Here is an 18,820-nt window from a genome sequence, read left to right as displayed (position 1 = left end):
ACAACGTGAGCAACCTGAATATTCGCAAGGTGGCCGTGCTGGGCGCCGGCGTGATGGGCGCGCAGATCGCCGCGCATCTCATCAACGCCCGCGTGCCCGTGCTGCTGTTCGACTTGCCCGCGAAGGAAGGCCCGAAGAACGCCATCGCGCTCAAGGCCATCGAGACGCTCAAGAAGCTTTCGCCTGCGCCGTTCGGCGTGAAGGACGACGCGCAGTACGTCACGCCCGCGAACTACGAAGACGACATCGCCAAGCTCGCGGAATGCGACGTGGTGATCGAGGCGATCGCCGAACGCATGGACTGGAAGCACGACCTCTACAAGAAGGTCGCGCCGCACATCGGTCCGAAGGCGATTTTCGCGAGCAATACCTCGGGGCTTTCCATCACCGAACTCTCGCATGGCTTCGACGACGCGTTGAAGGCGCGCTTCTGCGGCGTACATTTCTTCAACCCGCCGCGCTACATGCACCTCGTCGAACTGATCCCGACGGCGCAAACGAAGCCCGAAATCCTCGACCAGCTCGAATCGTTCCTCACGAGCGTGGTGGGCAAGGGCGTGGTGCGCGCGAAGGACACGCCGAACTTCATCGCGAACCGCGTGGGCGTGTTCTCGATTCTCGCCGTGATCGCCGAGGCGCAGAAGTTCGGTCTGCGCTTCGACGAAGTCGACGACCTCACGGGCGCGCGCCTTGGCCGCGCGAAGTCGGCGACGTTCCGCACGGCCGACGTGGTGGGCCTCGACACGATGGCGCACGTCATCAAGACGATGCAGGACAACCTGAAGGACGATCCGTTCTTCCCCGTCTACGAAACGCCGGCCGTGCTCGCCGGGCTCGTGGCGAAGGGCGCGCTCGGCCAGAAGACGGGCGGCGGCTTCTATCGCAAGGAAGGCAAGGCGATCAAGGTGCTCGACGCCAACACGGGCGAGTACGTCGACGGCGGCGGCAAGGCCGACGAACTCGTGGGCCGCATTCTCAAGCGCCCGCCCGCCGAGCGCCTGAAGCTGCTGCGCGAATCGCAGCACCCGCAGGCGCAGTTCCTCTGGTCGATTTTCCGCGACGTGTTCCATTACATCGGCGTGCATCTGCAATCGATCGCCGACAACGCGCGCGACGTCGATCTCGCGATCCGCTGGGGTTTCGGCTGGAACGAAGGTCCGTTCGAAGGCTGGCAAGCGGCGGGCTGGAAGCAGGTGGCGGAGTGGGTCAAGGAAGACATCGACGCCGGCAAGGCGCTCTCGAATGCGCCGCTGCCCGCGTGGGTGTTCGAAGGCCCGGTTGCCGCGAACGGCGGCGTGCATGGCGCGCAAGGCTCGTGGTCGCCCGCCGAAGCGCGCTTCGTGCCGCGCTCGAACTTGCCGGTGTACGAGCGCCAGGTGTTCCGTGCGGCGCTGTTCGGTGAAACCGGTGCGCGCGATCCCCGGACCTTCGGCAAGACGCTGTTCGAGAACGAGCAGTTGCGCGCGTGGGTGGACGACCGCGCGGGCGAGGACGACGTCGTCATCGTCTCGTACAAGAGCAAGATGAACACGATGGGGCCGGACCTGCTCGACTCGCTCGTGAAGGCCATCGACATCGCCGAGGAAGGCTACAAGGGCCTCGTGATCTGGCAGCCCACGTCGCTGAAACTCGGCGCGCCGGGCGGTCCGTTCTCGGCGGGCGCGAACCTCGAAGAAGCCATGCCCGCGTTCATGATGGGCGGCGCGAAGGGCATCGAGCCGTTCGTGAAGAAGTTCCAGGACACGATGCTGCGCGTGAAGTACGCGAACGTGCCGGTCGTCACGGCGGTCTCGGGCATCGCGCTCGGCGGCGGCTGCGAAATCATGCTGCAAAGCGCGAAGCGCGTGGCGCACGTCGAAAGCTACGTCGGCCTCGTGGAAGTGGGCGTGGGTCTCGTGCCCGCGGGCGGCGGCCTGAAGGAAGCGGCGATCCGCGCGGCCGAAGGCGCGCAGGCGATTGGCGCCGTGCCGAGCGACCTGCTGCGCTTCCTGCAAAAGTCGTTCGAGAATGCGGCGATGGCGAAGGTTTCCGGCTCGGCGCACGAAGCTCGCGCGATGGGCTATCTGAAACCGTCGGACACCATCGTGTTCAACGTGTTCGAACTGCTCGACACGGCGAAGAAGGAAGCGCGCGCCTTGAGCGCGGCGGGCTACCGTGCGCCGCTGCGCGCGACGCAGATTCCGGTGGCGGGCCGCTCGGCGATCTCGACCATCAAGGCGTCGCTCGTGAACATGCGCGACGGCCGCTTTATCAGCGATCACGACTTCCTGATCGCGAGCCGTATCGCCGAGGCGATTTGCGGCGGCGACGTCGAAGCGGGCAGTCTCGTGGACGAAGAATGGCTGCTCAAGCTCGAACGCCGCGCCTTCGTCGATCTGCTCGGCACGCAAAAGACGCAGGAACGCATCATGGGCATGCTGCAAACCGGCAAGCCGGTGCGCAACTAAGCGGCACGACGTACGCACACCAGATACTGGAGTTAGAGATGAGCAAACAGTTGCAGGACGCTTACATCGTCGCCGCGAGCCGCACGCCCATCGGCAAGGCGCCGCGCGGCGTGTTCAGGAACACCCGCCCGGACGAGCTGCTGGTTCACGCGATCAGGTCGGCCGTGGCGCAGGTGCCGGGGCTCGACACGAGCGTGATCGAGGACGCGATCGTGGGCTGCGCGATTCCCGAAGCCGAGCAAGGGCTGAACGTGGCGCGCATCGGCGCGCTGCTCGCGGGCCTGCCGCAGAGCGTGGGCGGCGTGACCGTCAACCGCTTCTGCGCCTCGGGCCTCACGGCGCTCGCCATGGCGGCGGACCGCATCCGCGTGGGCGAAAGCGACGCCATGATCGCGGGCGGCTGCGAGTCGATGAGCATGGTGCCGATGATGGGCAACAAGCCGTCGCTCTCGCCGCACATCTTCGATCGCGGGGAAGACGTGGGCATCGCTTACGGCATGGGCCTCACGGCCGAGAAAGTGGCGGAGCGCTGGAAGGTGAGCCGCGAGGCGCAGGACGCGTTCTCGGTGGAATCGCATCGCCGTGCGCTGGCCGCGCAACAGGCGGGCGAGTTCAAGGACGAGATCGCGCCGTACACGATCGTCGAGCGTTTCCCCGATCTCGCCACGGGCGAAGTGAAGGTGAAGGAGCGCACGATCGAGCTGGACGAAGGCCCGCGCGCCGACACCACGCTCGAAGGTCTCGCGAAGCTGCGCGCGGTGTTCGCGAACAAGGGCTCGGTCACGGCCGGCAACAGCTCGCAAACATCGGACGGCGCGGGCGCGCTGATCGTCGTCTCCGAAAAGATCCTCAAGCAGTTCAACCTCACGCCGCTCGCGCGCTTCGTGAGCTTCGCGGTGCGCGGCGTGCCGCCGGAAATCATGGGTATCGGCCCGAAGGAAGCAATTCCGGCCGCGCTCAAGGCCGCGGGTCTCAAGCAGGACGACCTCGACTGGATCGAGTTGAACGAGGCGTTCGCCGCGCAGTCGCTGGCGGTGATCCAGGATCTCGGCCTCGACCCGTCGAAGATCAATCCGCTCGGCGGCGCGATCGCGCTCGGCCACCCGCTCGGCGCGACGGGCGCGATTCGCGCTTCGACGGTCGTACACGGCCTGCGCCGCCGCAACTACAAGTACGGCATGGTGACGATGTGCGTGGGCACCGGCATGGGCGCGGCGGGCATCATCGAGCGGCTGTAAGCGCTTCGATCCGGCGCTGACGCACAAGACACGGTTCGCAGGCCTCGCGGTTTGCGGACCGTTTTTTCATATCGGGCCTACGCTGTGGCGAAAGCCTTCAGGAGACGCAATGAGCAACGACATTCTCACCGCGCGCGACAACGGCGTGCTGACGATCACCATCCATCGGCCCGAGCGCAAGAACGCGCTCACGCCCGCGATGTACGAGGCGATCAACGCGGCGCTCGCGTCCGCGCAGGAAGACGCCGCCGTGCGCGCCGTGCTGCTGCGCGGCCACGCCGAGATTTTCACGGCCGGCAACGACATCGAAGACTTCCTGAAAACGCCGCCCACCGGCGCCGATTCGCCCGTGATGCGCTTTCTCGCGGCCCTTTCCGGTTTCGAGAAGCCGCTCGCCGCCGCGGTGGCGGGCGCCGCCATCGGCGTGGGCACGACCATGCTGCTGCACTGCGATCTCGTCTATGCGGCCGATACGGCGCGGTTCGCCATGCCGTTCGCACAACTGGGCCTATGCCCCGAAGCGGCTTCGTCGCTGCTGTTGCCGCGCATCGCCGGGTATCAGGCCGCGGCCGAAAAGCTGCTGCTCGGCGAGACCTTCGATGCGGCGGAGGCGTATCGCATGGGCTTCGTGAATCGCGTGCTGCCCGCCGCCGAACTCGATGCGTTCGTCGCGGCGCAACTGGCGAAGCTCGTCGCGCTGCCCGCTTCGTCGCTGCGCGCGACCAAGTCGCTGATGAAGCGCGCGGGCACGCACGAAATCCGCGAGCAGATGAGCGAGGAGTCGGTGCATTTCGGCAAGATGCTGCTCGCGCCCGAAGCGCGCGAGGCGTTCACGGCGTTCCTGCAAAAGCGCAAGCCGGATTTTCGTCAGTTCGACTAAGCGCCGGGGCGCTTCACGCCGTTTCGTAATCGACGTAACCGGACTCGCGGCAGAAGCTCACGAGCCGCAGTCCGGCGCGCCTCGCGATGGCGATGGCGAGCGACGAAGGCGCCGAGATCGTCGCGACCATGGGAATGCCCACGCGCGCGGCCTTGCGCACCAGTTCGTAGCTCGCGCGGCTGGAGAGAAACACGAAGCCTTGCCGGGTGTCGGCGCGATCGAGCGTCAACTGGCCGATGAGCTTGTCGAGCGCATTGTGGCGGCCCACGTCCTCGAACGCGCGCAGGATCGCGCCGTTCGCGTCGCACCACGCGGCCGCGTGCAGGCCGCCCGTGAGTTTCGTGAGCGCCTGATGCTGCGGCAATTCGCGGGCGGCGCGCGCGATGGCGTCGGGCGCGAGGCGCGCGAGAAAGCCCGTGTCGGGCACGACTTCGGGTTCGAGATCGAGCAGGTCGATGCTTTCGATGCCGCACACGCCGCAGCCCGTGCGGCCCGCGAGCGCGCGGCGCTTTTCCTTCAGCTCGACGAACGCCTGCTGCACGACCGTGAGATGCACTTCGGCGTGCGGCAAGCCGGCGTCTTCGCGCAGATATACCTCGATGTCCTGAATGTCGGCGTTGCGCCCGACAATGCCCTCCGAGATCGCAAAACCCACGGCGAAGGCTTCCAGATCGCGCGGCGTACACATCATCACCGCGTGCGAAATGCCGTTGAAGACGAGCGCGACGGGCCATTCCTGGCCAACGTGGTCGTCGAGCGTGCGCACTTCGCCGCCGCGATGGCGATGCACGCGCACGGCGATGGCGCCGGCTTCGCCGTCGCCGGCGAGCGGAGTCGAGAGAGGGGAAGGCGGCAAGACAGCGTTGTTCAAGCGAAAAGCTCCATCGGTGCGGGGCGGCGCGAAATGTGCGGGACTTGCGCGGCAAGTGCGCCTTCAGGGGGCGCTTCAGGGCGCTTCAGGGCGCTTCCGGGCACCTTCAGGGCGCCCCAGGTGCGGCTGCGCGCAGTGCGTGCGCTCCGAGGCGGACCGCCCGGCGTGCGTCGCGCGCGTAAGGTTCTAAAATACCTCAAGCGGGCGAGCGCCGCTTGGCCCCGCATCACGAGGATACCGTCATGGCATTGAACGAAGCTCCGCTCCTTTTCCGCTTCGAGCACGACTCGTCGGAGAATCTCACCTTCATTCCGATGTGCGTGCGCTTCAATCTCGATCGCTTCGGGCTGCGCATCTCGCTCGCGCAATGGCAGTTGCTGCCCTACGAAGACCGGCGCCTGCTCGCGTGTTTTCCCGTCGACGAAGACGCCGAGATCGAGCCGAATTTCGATCACGCGCTGTTCGAGATGATGCGCACGCACGCCAACGTCGAGCCCGAATGGTTCGAGACCGAGGAAGCGCCCGCGTGGCGCGACGTGAACCACGTTCCGCCCGGCCTCGCCAATCAGGCGCACCTGGCGAATCTACGCGCGCCGGGTCTCGAGGACTGGGCGCAATTGACGCCGTTCCAGCGCTACGTGCTCGCCAAGCTTTCGCGCAAGCCCGAAGCCAATCACGACTTCGTGCCGGCGATGCGCGAGTTCGGCGTGGCGGTGCCGCGCTAGCGCGGCGTTTCTCTTCGTTCGCTTTTCCCGGTTCCATTCGCGCCGGTTTTCGCGTGTGACGCAATTTTCTGCGTCGCGCTATCGTTTGCGCGCGATTTTTCCCCGTTTTTGCGCTTCTTGCCCTCAAGCCGCGCGAGCCGCGTGCCGTTATCCGGGATGGCGCAGCAGGCGCCGACCGGTTGCGCGCTGTCGCGCCCCGTCAACCCACGCAAGCCGCGTGGGCCGTTCGACGCTCGGCATTCATGAATCTTCTTTTTTCGAAGCGCCATCTCATCAACATGGCGGTCGTCGTGGCGGCCGTCGGGGCGAACGCGTTCGTCGCGTGGATACAGTTCGGCGCGCAGCGCGAGATCGACGCGCGGGCCGCGCAGGCGGCCCAGCTCCGGCACGATCTCGACCGCTATCGCGACGCGCTCGGCGGCGGCGTGAGCGCGCTCGGCCGTCTGGCGATGCAAGGCCGGGCCGAGCCGGCTTCGGCGCGCGCCGCGCGGGCCGCCGCGCTCGACGAAGCCGGGCGCGAAGTGCGCGCGGAGTTGGCCGGCAATCCCGACTTCGCGCGCCGTTTCGACGCTGTTTCGGCGGAAAGCACGGCCATTGCCGGCGAGATCGACGCGACGCTGGCCCGCGCCGAACAGCGCCTCGCCGGCGAGCGCGGGCAGGCGGGCGGTATCGACGCCGACGCCGACGCCGATGCCGATGCCGGTGCGACGGCGGCACGCGATGCGGCCGCGGCGCGCGCGCGCGTTTCCGATCATGTGGTGACGGGCGCGGTCGCCGGGGCGCCATTCGCGGTGGCGGCTGGCGCGAGCGGGACGAATTCCGCCGCGGCGGGCGCTTCGAATGCTTCGAGCGCTTCGAATGCAGCAAGCGCATCGCCCGCGCCGAACGTTTCGGGCGCGCGCAGCGCACCCGGCGCGTCGCATTCGCCGACCGCACCCGAGGCCGCTTCGGCGACCCAAGCCGCGCCGGTCGTTGCGCAATTCGCGGCAACCGCGAATCCTGCTGCCAACGCCAACGCCAACGCGTCGAACGCGAGCGCATCGAACGCCAACGCGTCGAACGCAAGCACGTCGAACGCCAACCCATCGCCCGCAAGCGCCGCGAACCACGCCTGGCTTGCCGCCGAATACGTGCGCCTCGACACGCGCGTCGATCGCGCCGAAGACCACCTTGCCGCGCTGCAAAGCGCCGCCGATCTCGCGCTCACCGCCGCGCTCGCCGACTCGGCGCGCTCGGGCAGCCACGCGTCGATCCTGCTCGTCGTCACCATGCTCGCGGGCGCGGCGCTGCTCATCTACACGTTCGGCGCGCGCGAAACGGCCGCGCGCGAGAAACTGCGCGCCGTGAGCGGCATGCGCTTGCGCAGCGAACGCTTTCAGGGCCTGTTCGACGCGCATCCGGTGCCGATGTACGTGTTCGACCTCGAATCGCTGCGCTTTCTCGCCGTCAACACGGCGGCGATCCAGCAATACGGCTACAGCGAGGAGGAATTTCTCGCGATGTCGATTCGCGACATCCGCGCGCCGCAGGAAGCCGCGCGCCTCGAACTGCATCTCGCGCGCTCGGACATGATCACGCAGCACGTGCGCACGATGGCCGGCATCTGGCATCACCGGCGCCGCAACGGCTCGACCATCAGCGCCGACATCTCGCATCACGCGCTCACCTTCATGGGGCGCCCGGCCGTGTTCGTGCTCGCCGACGACGTGACCGAGCAGATCAAGGCCGAAGCCGAGGCGCAGCGCTCGAACCAGATGCTCGAATCGGTGATCGACAACATTCCGCAGCGCATCTTCTGGAAGGACGCCGAGTCGCGCTATCTGGGCTGCAACATGACGTTCGCGCGCGACGCGGGTCTCGCGTATCCCGAGCAGATCGTCGGCAAGAGCGACGACGACCTGCCGTGGCGCGCTTACGCGGGCCGGATGCGCGAGCAGGATCGCGAGGTGATCGATTCGGGATTGCCGCGCATCAACTTCGAGGAAGGCCATACGATCGACGGCCTGCACCGCACCACGCTCACGAGCAAGCTGCCGCTGCTCGACGGCGAGAACCGCGTGATCGGCGTGCTCGGCACCTACAGCGACACGACCGAAAGCAAGCGCGCCGATCTCGCGCTGCGCCTGCAAAGCCGCGCGCTCGACGCCTGCGTGAACGCCATCCTGATCAGCGCGCCGGGGCCGGGCGGCAGCAACCTGATCGAGTACGCGAACCCCGCGTTCAAGCGCATCACGGGCTACGATCCCGCCGAAGTCACGGGCCAGGACTGCCGCCTGTTGCAACGCGACGACCGCGATCAGGAAGGGCTCGTGGCGATTCGCGAGGCGCTGCTCGCCAATCGCGAGGTGAGTGCCGTGCTGCGCAATTATCGCAAGGACGGCGCGCTGTTCTGGAACCAGTTGCTGATCGCGCCGGTGCCCGATCTCGACGGCCGCATCACGCATCACATCGGCATCATCAACGACGTGACCGAGGTGATCCGCTATCAGGAACAGCTCGAATATCAGGCCAATTACGACAGCCTCACGCTGCTGCCCAACCGCAACCTGCTGCGCGACCGGCTTCAGCAGGCGCTCGTCGCGGCGCAGCGGCACGACAGCGGCGTGGCCGTGGTGTTCATCGACCTCGACGGCTTCAAGAACGTCAACGACAGTCTCGGCCACAGCGTCGGCGACCGTCTGCTCGGCGTGGTCGCGGAGCGGTTGCAGCGCTGCACGCGCACGAGCGACACGGTCGCGCGCCACGGCGGCGACGAGTTCGTGATCGTGCTGACCGACACCGTCGACGAAAAATCGCTGATCGGCTGGATGGAGCGGGCGCGCGCGATGATCTCGGAGCCCGTCTGGATCGACGGCACCGAGCTGTACGTGGGTTGCAGCCTGGGGGCGAGCGTGTTCCCGCAGGACGGCAACGACGCGGAAACGCTGCTCAAGAAGGCCGACGTGGCGATGTACCGCGCAAAAGACATGGGCCGCAACACGTTCCAGTTCTTCCAGCCGGAGATGAACGCGAGCGCGGGCGCGCGCATGAATCTCGAACGGCGTTTGCGGCGCGCGCTGCGCGACGGCGAATTCCTGCTGCACTATCAGCCGCAGGTGGAAATCGAAGGCGGCCGCATCGTCGGCATGGAAGCGCTGGTGCGCTGGCGCGACCCGGAAGCCGGCCTCGTGCCGCCTTCGCAGTTCATTCCCGTGGCCGAGGAAAGCGGGCTGATCGGGCCGCTTTCCGACTGGGTGCTGCGCGAGGCGTGCCGCCAGAATCGCGCGTGGCAGCTCGAAGGGCTGCCGCCCGTGCGCGTTTCGGTGAATTTTTCGGCGAAAACGTTCCACCAGCGCGACATCGCGCAACTGGTGACGGAAGTGCTTCAGGAAACGGGACTCGAAGCGTGCTGGCTCGAAATCGAGCTGACCGAATCCACGCTCATGCGCAACACCGAAGAGGCCGTGTCCATGCTGGGCGAGTTGCACGCGCTCGGCATCGGCATTGCCATCGACGACTTCGGCACCGGTTATTCGAGCCTGAGCTATCTGAAGCGATTGCCCGTGGACCGGCTGAAGATCGACCGCTCGTTCGTGGCCGACATCGGCACGAGCAGCGACGACGAAACCATCACGGCCGCCATCATCGCGCTCGCGCACGAGTTGCGGCTCCAGGTGATCGCGGAAGGCGTGGAGACGTCGACGCAGTTCGCCTTTCTGCGCGAGCGCGCGTGCGACGAACTCCAAGGTTACTTCTTCGCGCCGCCGTTGCCCGGCGAAGAGGCGGCGGCGTTGCTGCGCGCGAGCACGGCGCACGGCGACGCGGCGCGCGAGGCGGCCTGGACGGCGTGAGCCGCGTGGCCACGCCCGCGGCTCGTGCCGCCGACGCGTCTTATTCGAGCGGCGGCAGCGGGCGCGGGCGGCGGTCGGCGCCCGTGGCGACGTAGGTGAGCGTCGCCTCGGTCACTTTCACCACTTCTTCCTGCAAGCGCATGCGCTGTGCGTACACTTCGACGTCGACAGTGATGGAGGTGGTGCCCGTCTTGACGATTTCGGCGTAAAAGCTCAGCAGGTCGCCGACGAACACCGGCTGCTTGAACACGAACGAATTGACGGCGACGGTCGCGACGCGGCCGTTGGCGCGGCGGCTCGCGGGGATGGAGCCGGCGATGTCCACCTGCGACATGATCCAGCCGCCGAAGACGTCGCCGTGCATGTTCGAATCCGACGGTTGCGGGACGACGCGCAGCGCGGGCGCTTTTTCGGGGAGCGGGTAGGAATCGGTCATAGGTCTTTCGTCGAATAAAAAGGAAAGCGGGGAACGAACACGGCGGCACGCGGGCGCGCGGGTTTTACGCGGACTCCAAGCAAACCGACGCAAACCGACGCAAACCCTGCGCAAACTCTCGTTACGCAACGCCTGGCGCGCCTTCTGCCGCGAGGGGAAGCTCGCGGAGGCGGGCTTCGAGCAAGGCTCGGGCGGCAGCGGCGCGTGCCGCCTTCTGCGACAATACGTCGATCAGGAATTGTACGGGAGCCGGTGCGCCGCGCGCGCGCCGGCAGAAACCCGTCGCCGCTCGCCCCACCTCGTTCGTCGTGCGAGCCTCGTGCCGCGCGCCGCCGTTCACACGCTTGCCGCCCATGCGCCGTTTCCCTGCATCCAACGCTTCCCACGATGTCGCGCCGCCCGCCGCCGGGCCGCGCAACGACTGGCAGACGATCCTCTCGCTGCTGCCGTATCTCACCGCGTACAGGTGGCGCGTGGCGTTCGCGCTTTCGTGCCTGATCGGCGCGAAGGTCGCCAATCTGGGCGTGCCGATCGTGATGAAGCACATCGTCGACGGTCTGTCTTCCGTGCAGCATCTCACCGCGCTCGGCCGCGCGGAACACGCGCCCGGCATCGTGCTCGCGAGCGGCGTGGGCCTGCTCGTGGTGGCTTACGCGATCGTGCGGCTTTCCACGTCGCTGTTCACCGAATTGCGCGAAATCCTTTTTTCGAAGGTGACGGAAAGCGCCGTGCGCCAGCTCGCGCTCAAGGTGTTCCGCCATCTGCACGCGCTCTCGCTGCGGTTTCATCTCGAACGGCAGACGGGCGGCATGTCGCGCGACATCGAACGCGGCACGCGCGGCATCACGCAGCTCATTTCGTATTCGCTGTACAGCATCTTGCCGACGCTGGTGGAAGTCGGGCTCGTGCTCGGCTTTTTCGTCGTGAAATACGAGGCGTACTACGCCGTCGTCACGCTCGTGGCGCTGGTGGCGTACATCGTTTTCACGGTCAAGGTGACGGAGTGGCGCACGCATTTTCGCCGCACGATGAACGACCTCGATTCGCGCGCCAATTCGCGCGCGATCGACTCGCTGCTCAACTACGAAACGGTGAAGTATTTCGGCAACGAAGAGTGGGAGACGCAGCGTTACGACGAAAACCTGCATCGTTACCGGCAAGCCGCGATCAAGTCGCAGCACTCGCTTTCGGCGCTCAATTTCGGGCAGCAGGCGATCATCGGCACGGGTCTCGTGTTCATTCTGTGGCGCGCGACGGAAGGCGTGATGGCGGGGCGGCTCACGCTCGGCGATCTGGTGCTCATCAACACGTTCATGTTGCAGCTCTACATTCCGCTCAACTTTCTGGGCGTGGTGTATCGCGAGCTGAAGCAAAGCCTCACCGACATGGACCGCATGTTCACGCTGATGAACGTCGAGCGCGAAGTGGCCGACGCGCCTAACGCGCCGCCGCTCGCGGTGCGCGGCGGCGAAGTGCGGTTCTCGCACGTGAATTTCGCTTACGAGCCTTCGCGGCAGATCCTGCACGACGTGAGCTTCACGATCGCGGCGGGCACGACCACGGCGGTGGTGGGGCACAGCGGCTCGGGCAAGTCGACGCTCGCGCGGCTCCTGTTCCGCTTCTACGATCTGGATAAAACGGCGGGCGGCGCGATCACCATCGACGGCCAGGACATTCGCGAGGTCAAGCAGGCTTCGCTGCGCGCGGCGATCGGCATCGTGCCGCAGGACACGGTGCTGTTCAACGATTCGATCTACTACAACATCGCCTACGGGCGGCCCGCGGCCACGCGCGAGGAAGTGATCGCGGCGGCGCGCGCGGCGCACATTCACGCGTTCATCGAGAGCTTGCCCAAGGGCTACGACACGCCCGTGGGCGAGCGCGGGCTCAAGCTTTCGGGCGGCGAGAAACAACGCGTGGCGATTGCGCGCACGGTGCTGAAGAATCCGCCCATCCTGCTGTTCGACGAAGCGACTTCGGCGCTCGATTCGCGCTCGGAGCGCGCGATCCAGCACGAACTGGAGCAGATCGCGCGCGAGCGCACGACGCTCGTGATCGCGCACCGGCTGTCGACCGTGGTGCATGCGGAGCAGATCATCGTGATGGATCACGGGCGCATCGTCGAGCGCGGCACGCACGCGGAGCTGCTGCGCGCGGGCGGCCTTTATGCGCAGATGTGGGCGTTGCAGCAGCAGCGCGCGAGCGATTCCGGCGAGGTTGCGGCGCCGCCGCCTTCGGAAGCGCCGGTCGCGCGTTGAAGCGCGCGCGGCGCTGATCGGCTTGAAAATAGCGGCTTGAAAACGGCGGCTTGGAGTGGCGATTCGATGCGTGATTCGCACCGCGATCGGGCCGCGATTCACCGCTCGATTCGCGATGCGATCGGGCACGTTGCCTGAGCGCGCAATTTTGCGCACGAACCAGGCACGAACCAGGCACGAACCAGGCGCGCAAATCAGGCGCTCAACTAAGCCCGCAAATCAGGCACTCAACTCAAACTCGGGCCCGCAAATGCGCGTCGAGCGCCGCAAGCTGCGCGGGCGTGCCGACGTTCTCCCACACGCCTTCGTAAAGCTCGCCGCTCGCACGCCCTTGCGCGATGGCTGCGCGATAGTACGGCCCGAGCGCGCGCTTCGTGCCGTGCGCGAGGTCGCGGAACATGCGCGTATCGTAAAGGCCGATATTGCCGAACGTGTAGCGCGGCGCGCCTTCGAGCGCGAGCGCGCCTTCGGCCGTCAACGCGAAGTCGCCGTCCGGATGAAACGGCGGGTTCGGCACCATCACGAGATGCAGGCCGGGCTCGCGGCGCGCGGCCAGCGCTTTCGCGTGCGCATCGAGCGTCGTGAAGTCGAAGTCGCTGTACACGTCGCCGCTCACCGCGAGAAACACGGTGGGCGCGCCGTTCGCTTCGATCAGCGGCAGCGCCTGGGCAATGCCGCCCGCGGTTTCGAGCGCCTCGTTCTCGGGCGAATAAAGAAGCGTGACGCCGAAGCGCGAACCGTCGCCGAGCGCGCTTTCGATCCGCGCGCCAAGCCATGCGTGATTGACGACGATGCGCGTATAGCCCGCCGCCGCGAGGCGCTCGATCTGCCAGACGATGAGCGGCTTGCCGCCCGCTTCGAGCAGCGGTTTAGGGCAGGTGTCGGTGAGCGGGCGCATGCGCTCGCCGCGACCGGCGGCGAAGATCATCGCGGTGCGCGTTGCCGTGGAGGTCGATTCGGTCATGGCGCGCCGCTCAGAACGTGTAGCCGGTTTCGACCGCGGTGCCTTGCAGTTCGTCGATGAGCCGCGCGAACGGTGCGAGCGGGCGGTAGCGGTGCGCGACCTTGCTCGCATAGCCGAGAAAGCGCGGCAGGTCGTTCATGTAGTGCGGCTTGTCATCGCGGTAGTGGATGCGGCAGAAAAGGCCCAGCACCTTGATGTGGCGTTGCAGGCCCATCCATTCGAGCTGACGGTAGAACTCGCCGAAATCGGCATCGACGGGCAGGCCGGCCTTTTTTGCACGCTCCCAGTAGTAGGCGAAGCAATCCAGCTCGAATTCCTCGTCCCAGCTCAGGAAGGCGTCGCGCAGCAGCGAGACGACGTCGTAGGTGAGCGGGCCGTACACGGCGTCCTGGAAGTCGAGCACGCCGGGGTTCGGCGTGGCGATCATCAGGTTGCGGGGCATGAAGTCGCGCAGCATGAAGCCTTGCGGCTGCGCGCGCGCGCTCGCGACAAGCAGTGCGAAGGTGCGATCGAGCACGCCGCGCGTGGCGTCGTCCACCTTGCGGCCGAGATGGCGCTCCAGATACCACTCGGGCATCAGCTCCATTTCGCGGCGCAGGAACGCCTCGTCGAACTCGGGCAGCACGTCCTCGCGCGAGGCAAGCTGCCAGCGCACCAGCGCGTCGAGCGCGTCGCGCATCAGTTCGCGCGAGCGCGGGCCGGGGCCGGCTTCCTCGAGCGCTTGCAGGTACGGCGCGGTGCCCAGATCCGTGACGAGCATGAAGCCCGCGTCGAAGTCGACTTCCAGCACGCGCGGCACGTGTACGCCGGCCGCTTCGAGCAAAGCGGCGATCTGCGCGAACTCGCGGCATTTTTCCGGCGGCGGGGCGTCCACGGCGACGAGCGTCGCGCCGTGCGCACCGGCGCTCGCGAGGCGGAAATAGCGGCGAAAGCTTGCGTCGGCCGAGGCCGGGACGAGCGTGGCGAGGTCGAGCGCGTAGCGGCCGGCATGGCCGCCGAGCCAGGCGGCAAGCAGGTCGCGGCGACGGTCGGCGGGGGCGTTGGGGGAGGAGGGCGCGGCGGTGGAGGTCATGAAAACCGGAGGCAAAATCAGTGGAACAACGTCTTGCCATATAATACCCCACGACTTTTTTGACGCGACTCGCGCCAAAGCCCGCATGACGGTTCGCTCGCCGCATTCGTCGCCGGTTTCTTCGTCCGATGAAATGTAAACAATTGCATGCAGTCCAGCCTCGAACCGTTCGCCGGGAGGCTGGCCGCGCCGGCGGGCCACCACCGAAAGCGGGCAGGCGGCCGGGCCGATACGCCAAAACCATACATGCCGCCCAGACAGTTTTTTCAGACGATCTCAAACAGTGACGACGGCGTGCCGGTCAAGCGGCGGCTCATCGCGGCGCTCATGGCCGTGCCCGGTCTGATGCCGGCGTTCGCGCACGCGCAGCTGGCGGGCGACGCCGCCCAGCCCGTGCCGCTGGACGGCCCGTGGAGCCTGCGTCTCGCGCCGCAGCTCGAAGATCATCCCAACGTGCAGGGCCGGCATCCGGCCACCTTCGTGCTCGGCGATTCCACCACGGGCACGACCGACACCGACCTCGCCGTCAAGGGCGCGGCCGAGCTGCGCCAGGGCACGAACGTCGTCAAGGCCGACGCGCTGCACTACGACCAGGACACCGACACGGCCGACGCATACGGCAACGTGGTGGTCGTGCAGAACGGCACGTCGTTCGCGGGGCCGGAGGCGCACCTGAAGGTCGAGGCGAACGAAGGCTTCATGCCCACGCCGAAGTATCACTTCTCGGTCACGGGCGGCTCCGGCAGCGCCGCGCGCGCCGACCTGCTCGACAGCGAGCGCTCGGTGCTCACGAGCGGCACCTACACCGCGTGCCAGTGCGCCACCAACCCGGCCTGGTACATCAAGGGCAGCGAGTTCGACTTCGACACCGGCAGCGAGGAAGGCGTCGCGCACAACGCCGTGCTGTTCTTCCAGAACGTGCCGATCTTCGCGAGCCCGTGGCTCTCGTTCCCGCTTTCGGGCGACCGCAAGAGCGGCCTGTTGCCGCCCACGTTCTCGATCAGCTCGACCAACGGCTACGAAGTCTCGCTGCCGTACTACTTCAACATCGCGCCGAACCGCGACTTCACGTTCACGCCCGAGATCATCTCGAAGCGCGGCGTGTTCCTGCAAGGCAACTACCGGTATCTTTCGACCAATTACTCGGGCTCGATCACCGGCACTTTCCTGCCCGACGACGCGATCACCAAGACGAACCGCTACGCGCTGTTCGTGCAGCACAACCAGAACTTCGGCAACGGGTTCGGCGGCTACATCTACTACAACAAGGTCTCGGACAACACCTATCCCGAAGACCTCCAGTCGGCGGCCAACCAGTTCCTGAATGGCACGCAGACCTTGTATCAGCAGGAAGCCGGCCTCACGTACAGCAACGGTCCGTGGTCCGTGCTCACGCGCTGGCAGCACTGGCAGACGCTCGCGCCTTCCATCGCGCCATACGGCCGCGAGCCGGAGCTGAACGTGAAGTACGCCAAGTACAACGTGGGCGGCTTCGACTACGGCATGGAAGCCGACTACTCGCGTTTTCGCATTACCACCGCCGACGCGACCGAGGGCGACCGCGTCGTCTTCAATCCGTATGTGTCGTATTCGCTCACCGGGCCGGGCTACTTCGTCACGCCGAAGGTGCAGTGGCACTTCGCCGACTACAACCTGAGCAATATCGGCACGGACGACGTGGGCGCGCCCAAGAGCTTCACCGAGTCGGTTCCCACCTTCAGCTTCGACACGGGCCTCGTGTTCGACCGCTCGGTGCATCTGTTCGGCCAGGATTACATCCAGACGCTCGAGCCGCGCCTGTACTACGTGTACACGCCGTATCGCAACCAGCAGTTCGCGCCCCTTTTCGACACGGCCGAATCGGACTTCGGTCTCGCCGAAATCTTCACGCCGAACACGTTCGTCGGCAACGACCGCATCGCCGACGCGAACCGCCTGACCGCCGCGATCACCACGCGCTTCATCGACCCGGCTTCCGGCGACGAACGCGCGCGCTTCGTGCTCGCGCAGCAGTATTACTTCCAGGATCAGCGCGTCACGCTGAACGAGGGCAACGGCGCGGCGGTCTCGACCACCGACGCGACCCATTCGGACCTCATCGCGGGCGCGTCGCTCAAGATCGGGCGCGGTTTCGCTTCGGAAACGGCGTTCCAATATAATGCCGACAACAACCAGCTCACGAAGGCGAGCGTCGGCTTTGGCTACAGCCCGGGACCGAGCCGCGTGCTGAACATCGCTTACCGCTACACGCGCGCGAACACCACGCTCGACAATCAGCCGATCAACCAGATCCTGGTCTCGGCTCAATGGCCGTTCTCGCACCGGGTGTTCGCCGTGGGGCGCTTCAATTACGATCTCAGCGGTCACCGGGTCGTCGACGGCCTCGTGGGCATGCAGTACGACGCGGATTGCTGGGTGCTCGGCGTGGGCCTGCAACGTTACGCCAACGGCATCAACACCACGGGCGGCCAGAATTCGGCCACGCGTTTTCTCGCGCAGCTCACGCTCAAGGGCTTCTCGAACGTCGACAACGGGCTCGTTGCCGCGTTCAAGGCCAGCGTGCCGGGCTATGTCCCGGTGCCAAGCTCGGGACCGTTGCCGTCGCGTTTCACGGATTATCAATAACGCGTGATCCGGCGCGCTTTTCACGCGAAAGCGCCTTGGGGCAACGCGATGTCGGTTGCATAGAGACGGGCGAAGCGTGCCCGCCAACTTTGGAGTATCTGTGGGAATCATGAAAAAGCTTCGCCTGGCAGCGTACGCTGCGAGTCTCTTCGCCATCGCAGGCATCCTGCCGGCCGCGCCGGCGCAAGCTCAGGGGCTCCCGGGCACGAGCGGTCAAACCGTCGACACGATCGCGGCCATCGTCAACGACGGCGTGATCACGCAGCGCGAACTCGACGAGCGCGTGAATCTCATCGCGCGCCGCCTCCAGCAGCAAAACGCGCCGGTGCCGCCGAGCGACCAGTTGCGCGCGCAGGTGCTCAACCAGATGGTGCTCGAGCGCATCCAGCTCCAGAAGGCCAAGGAAGACGGCATCACGATCGACGACGCCGCCGTGAACCGCACGCTCGAACGCCTCGCACAGGCGAACGGCATGGATCTCGCCACCTACCGCGGGCGCATCGAGGCGGCCGGCGTGCCGTGGAGCACGTTCACGAGCGACGCGCGCACCGAACTCACGCTCTCGCGCCTGCGCGAGAAGGAAGTCGACAGCAAGATTTCCGTGTCGGACGCCGAAGTCGCGAACTACATCGCGAGCCAGCGCGGGCCGAACGCGGGCCAGACCAACGACCTGCACTTCGAGCACATTTTCATCAAGGCGCCGCTGAACGCCTCGGAAACCGACATCGAAGCCGCGCAGGCGAAGGCCAACGCGCTGCTCAAGGAAGCGCAGTCGGGCAGCAAGTTCTCGAGCCTCGCGAAGTCGAATTCGCAGGCCAGCGACGCCAGCAAGGGCGGCGACATGGGCTACCTGCCGCCGTCGAAGCTGCCGCCCGAGTTCGTGACGGCTTCGTCCACGCTGCGTCCGGGCGAGGTGAATCCCACGCTGATCCGCACCAGCGACGGCTTTCAAATCGTGCGTCTCGTTGACCGCCGTCAAGGCCAGGGCACGAGCGCCGATGCGCCGAAGCTCGTGCAAACGCACGTGCGCCACATCCTGCTGCGCGTCGGCGACGGCATGTCCGAGCCGCAGGCGCGCCAGAAGCTGCTGGAAATCCGTCAGGAAATCGCGCAGGGCGGCGACTTCGCGAAATTCGCGCGCACCTATTCGCAGGACGGCTCGGCCTCGCAGGGCGGCGACCTCGGCTGGATCAGCCCCGGCGAAACCGTGCCCGAGTTCGAGCGCGCCATGAACACGCTCCAGGACGGGCAACTGAGCGAGCCGGTGCGCACGGAGTACGGTTATCACCTGATCCAGGTGCTGGGCCGCCGCGACGCGGAAGGCTCGGTGTCGCAGCAGATGGATCTCGCGCGCCAGGCCATCGGCCAGCGCAAGGCGGAGCAGGCTTACGCCGACTGGCTGCGCCAGTTGCGCGACACGGCCTACGTGGATTACAAGATCCCGGGCATGGCGCCGCCGCACAACTAACGGAAC

At 66.6% G+C, this 18,820-nt stretch carries 13 protein-coding genes; 8 read left to right on the top strand and 5 right to left on the bottom strand.

The genetic code is table 11. The features are described 5' to 3' along the window. Nucleotides 1-5 precede the first annotated feature (5 nt). From U5805_RS22575 to U5805_RS22565, 3 genes are all read left to right on the top strand, one after another. A complete protein-coding gene (locus tag U5805_RS22575) occupies nt 6-2,447 on the top strand; it encodes a 3-hydroxyacyl-CoA dehydrogenase/enoyl-CoA hydratase family protein (protein WP_322105723.1) in 2,442 nt (813 codons plus the stop codon). A gap of 38 nt (nt 2,448-2,485) precedes the next feature. Then, a complete protein-coding gene (locus tag U5805_RS22570) occupies nt 2,486-3,685 on the top strand; it encodes an acetyl-CoA C-acyltransferase (RefSeq protein WP_322105722.1) in 1,200 nt (399 codons plus the stop codon). A 109-nt stretch (nt 3,686-3,794) separates the two neighbouring features. Then, nucleotides 3,795-4,565, top strand: a complete 771-nt coding sequence (locus tag U5805_RS22565; RefSeq protein ID WP_322105721.1) for an enoyl-CoA hydratase — start codon at nt 3,795-3,797, stop codon at nt 4,563-4,565. A gap of 13 nt (nt 4,566-4,578) precedes the next feature. Here U5805_RS22565 and fdhD read toward each other — a convergent pair whose 3' ends face one another. Continuing rightward, the gene (gene fdhD, locus U5805_RS22560; protein ID WP_415914648.1) at nt 4,579-5,367 is read right to left on the bottom strand and encodes a formate dehydrogenase accessory sulfurtransferase FdhD; all 789 of its coding nucleotides are present in this window, start codon (nt 5,365-5,367) and stop codon (nt 4,579-4,581) included. A 311-nt stretch (nt 5,368-5,678) separates the two neighbouring features. On the opposite strand from fdhD, the gene U5805_RS22555 reads away from it, so the two are divergent. Next, nucleotides 5,679-6,161: a nitrate reductase associated protein gene (locus U5805_RS22555; RefSeq protein ID WP_322105719.1), complete on the top strand. Its 483-nt coding sequence runs from the start codon at nt 5,679-5,681 to the stop codon at nt 6,159-6,161. Nucleotides 6,162-6,403: 242 nt separating this feature from the next. Next, nucleotides 6,404-9,991: an EAL domain-containing protein gene (locus U5805_RS22550; protein ID WP_322105718.1), complete on the top strand. Its 3,588-nt coding sequence runs from the start codon at nt 6,404-6,406 to the stop codon at nt 9,989-9,991. Nucleotides 9,992-10,031: 40 nt separating this feature from the next. Here U5805_RS22550 and U5805_RS22545 read toward each other — a convergent pair whose 3' ends face one another. Both U5805_RS22545 and U5805_RS22540 read right to left on the bottom strand, forming a co-directional pair. Next, nucleotides 10,032-10,427: an acyl-CoA thioesterase gene (locus U5805_RS22545; protein WP_322105717.1), complete on the bottom strand. Its 396-nt coding sequence runs from the start codon at nt 10,425-10,427 to the stop codon at nt 10,032-10,034. 121 nt (nt 10,428-10,548) lie between these two features. Further along, complete coding sequence (locus tag U5805_RS22540) at nt 10,549-10,782, bottom strand: hypothetical protein (RefSeq protein WP_322105716.1); 234 nt, start codon at nt 10,780-10,782, stop codon at nt 10,549-10,551. On the opposite strand from U5805_RS22540, the gene U5805_RS22535 reads away from it, so the two are divergent. After that, nucleotides 10,781-12,685 (top strand): ABC transporter ATP-binding protein/permease, encoded by a 1,905-nt coding sequence (locus tag U5805_RS22535; protein WP_322105715.1) that lies wholly within the window; start codon nt 10,781-10,783, stop codon nt 12,683-12,685. The two genes, U5805_RS22540 and U5805_RS22535, sit on opposite strands and share 2 nt — an antisense overlap. A gap of 232 nt (nt 12,686-12,917) precedes the next feature. On the opposite strand, the gene murU is transcribed toward U5805_RS22535, so the two are convergent. After that, complete coding sequence (murU, locus tag U5805_RS22530; RefSeq protein ID WP_415914647.1) at nt 12,918-13,649, bottom strand: N-acetylmuramate alpha-1-phosphate uridylyltransferase MurU; 732 nt, start codon at nt 13,647-13,649, stop codon at nt 12,918-12,920. A 10-nt stretch (nt 13,650-13,659) separates the two neighbouring features. Further along, on the bottom strand, nt 13,660-14,721 hold the full coding sequence (locus U5805_RS22525) for an aminoglycoside phosphotransferase family protein (protein WP_322105714.1): 1,062 nt from the start codon (nt 14,719-14,721) through the stop codon (nt 13,660-13,662). A gap of 246 nt (nt 14,722-14,967) precedes the next feature. Between U5805_RS22525 and U5805_RS22520 the strand changes: the two genes are divergently transcribed. After that, entirely contained in the window at nt 14,968-17,346 is a 2,379-nt protein-coding gene (locus tag U5805_RS22520) for an LPS-assembly protein LptD (RefSeq protein WP_322105713.1), read from the top strand. Nucleotides 17,347-17,446: 100 nt separating this feature from the next. Further along, nucleotides 17,447-18,814, top strand: coding sequence for a peptidylprolyl isomerase (locus U5805_RS22515; protein WP_322105712.1), 1,368 nt, complete (start codon nt 17,447-17,449; stop codon nt 18,812-18,814). Nucleotides 18,815-18,820 lie beyond the last annotated feature (6 nt).

The organism is Paraburkholderia sp. J41 (assembly GCF_905220235.1).
Classification (GTDB): Bacteria; Pseudomonadota; Gammaproteobacteria; order Burkholderiales; family Burkholderiaceae; genus Paraburkholderia.
Note: the sequence above shows the minus strand (reverse complement) of the source record. Positions and strands in the feature narration are given on the sequence as shown.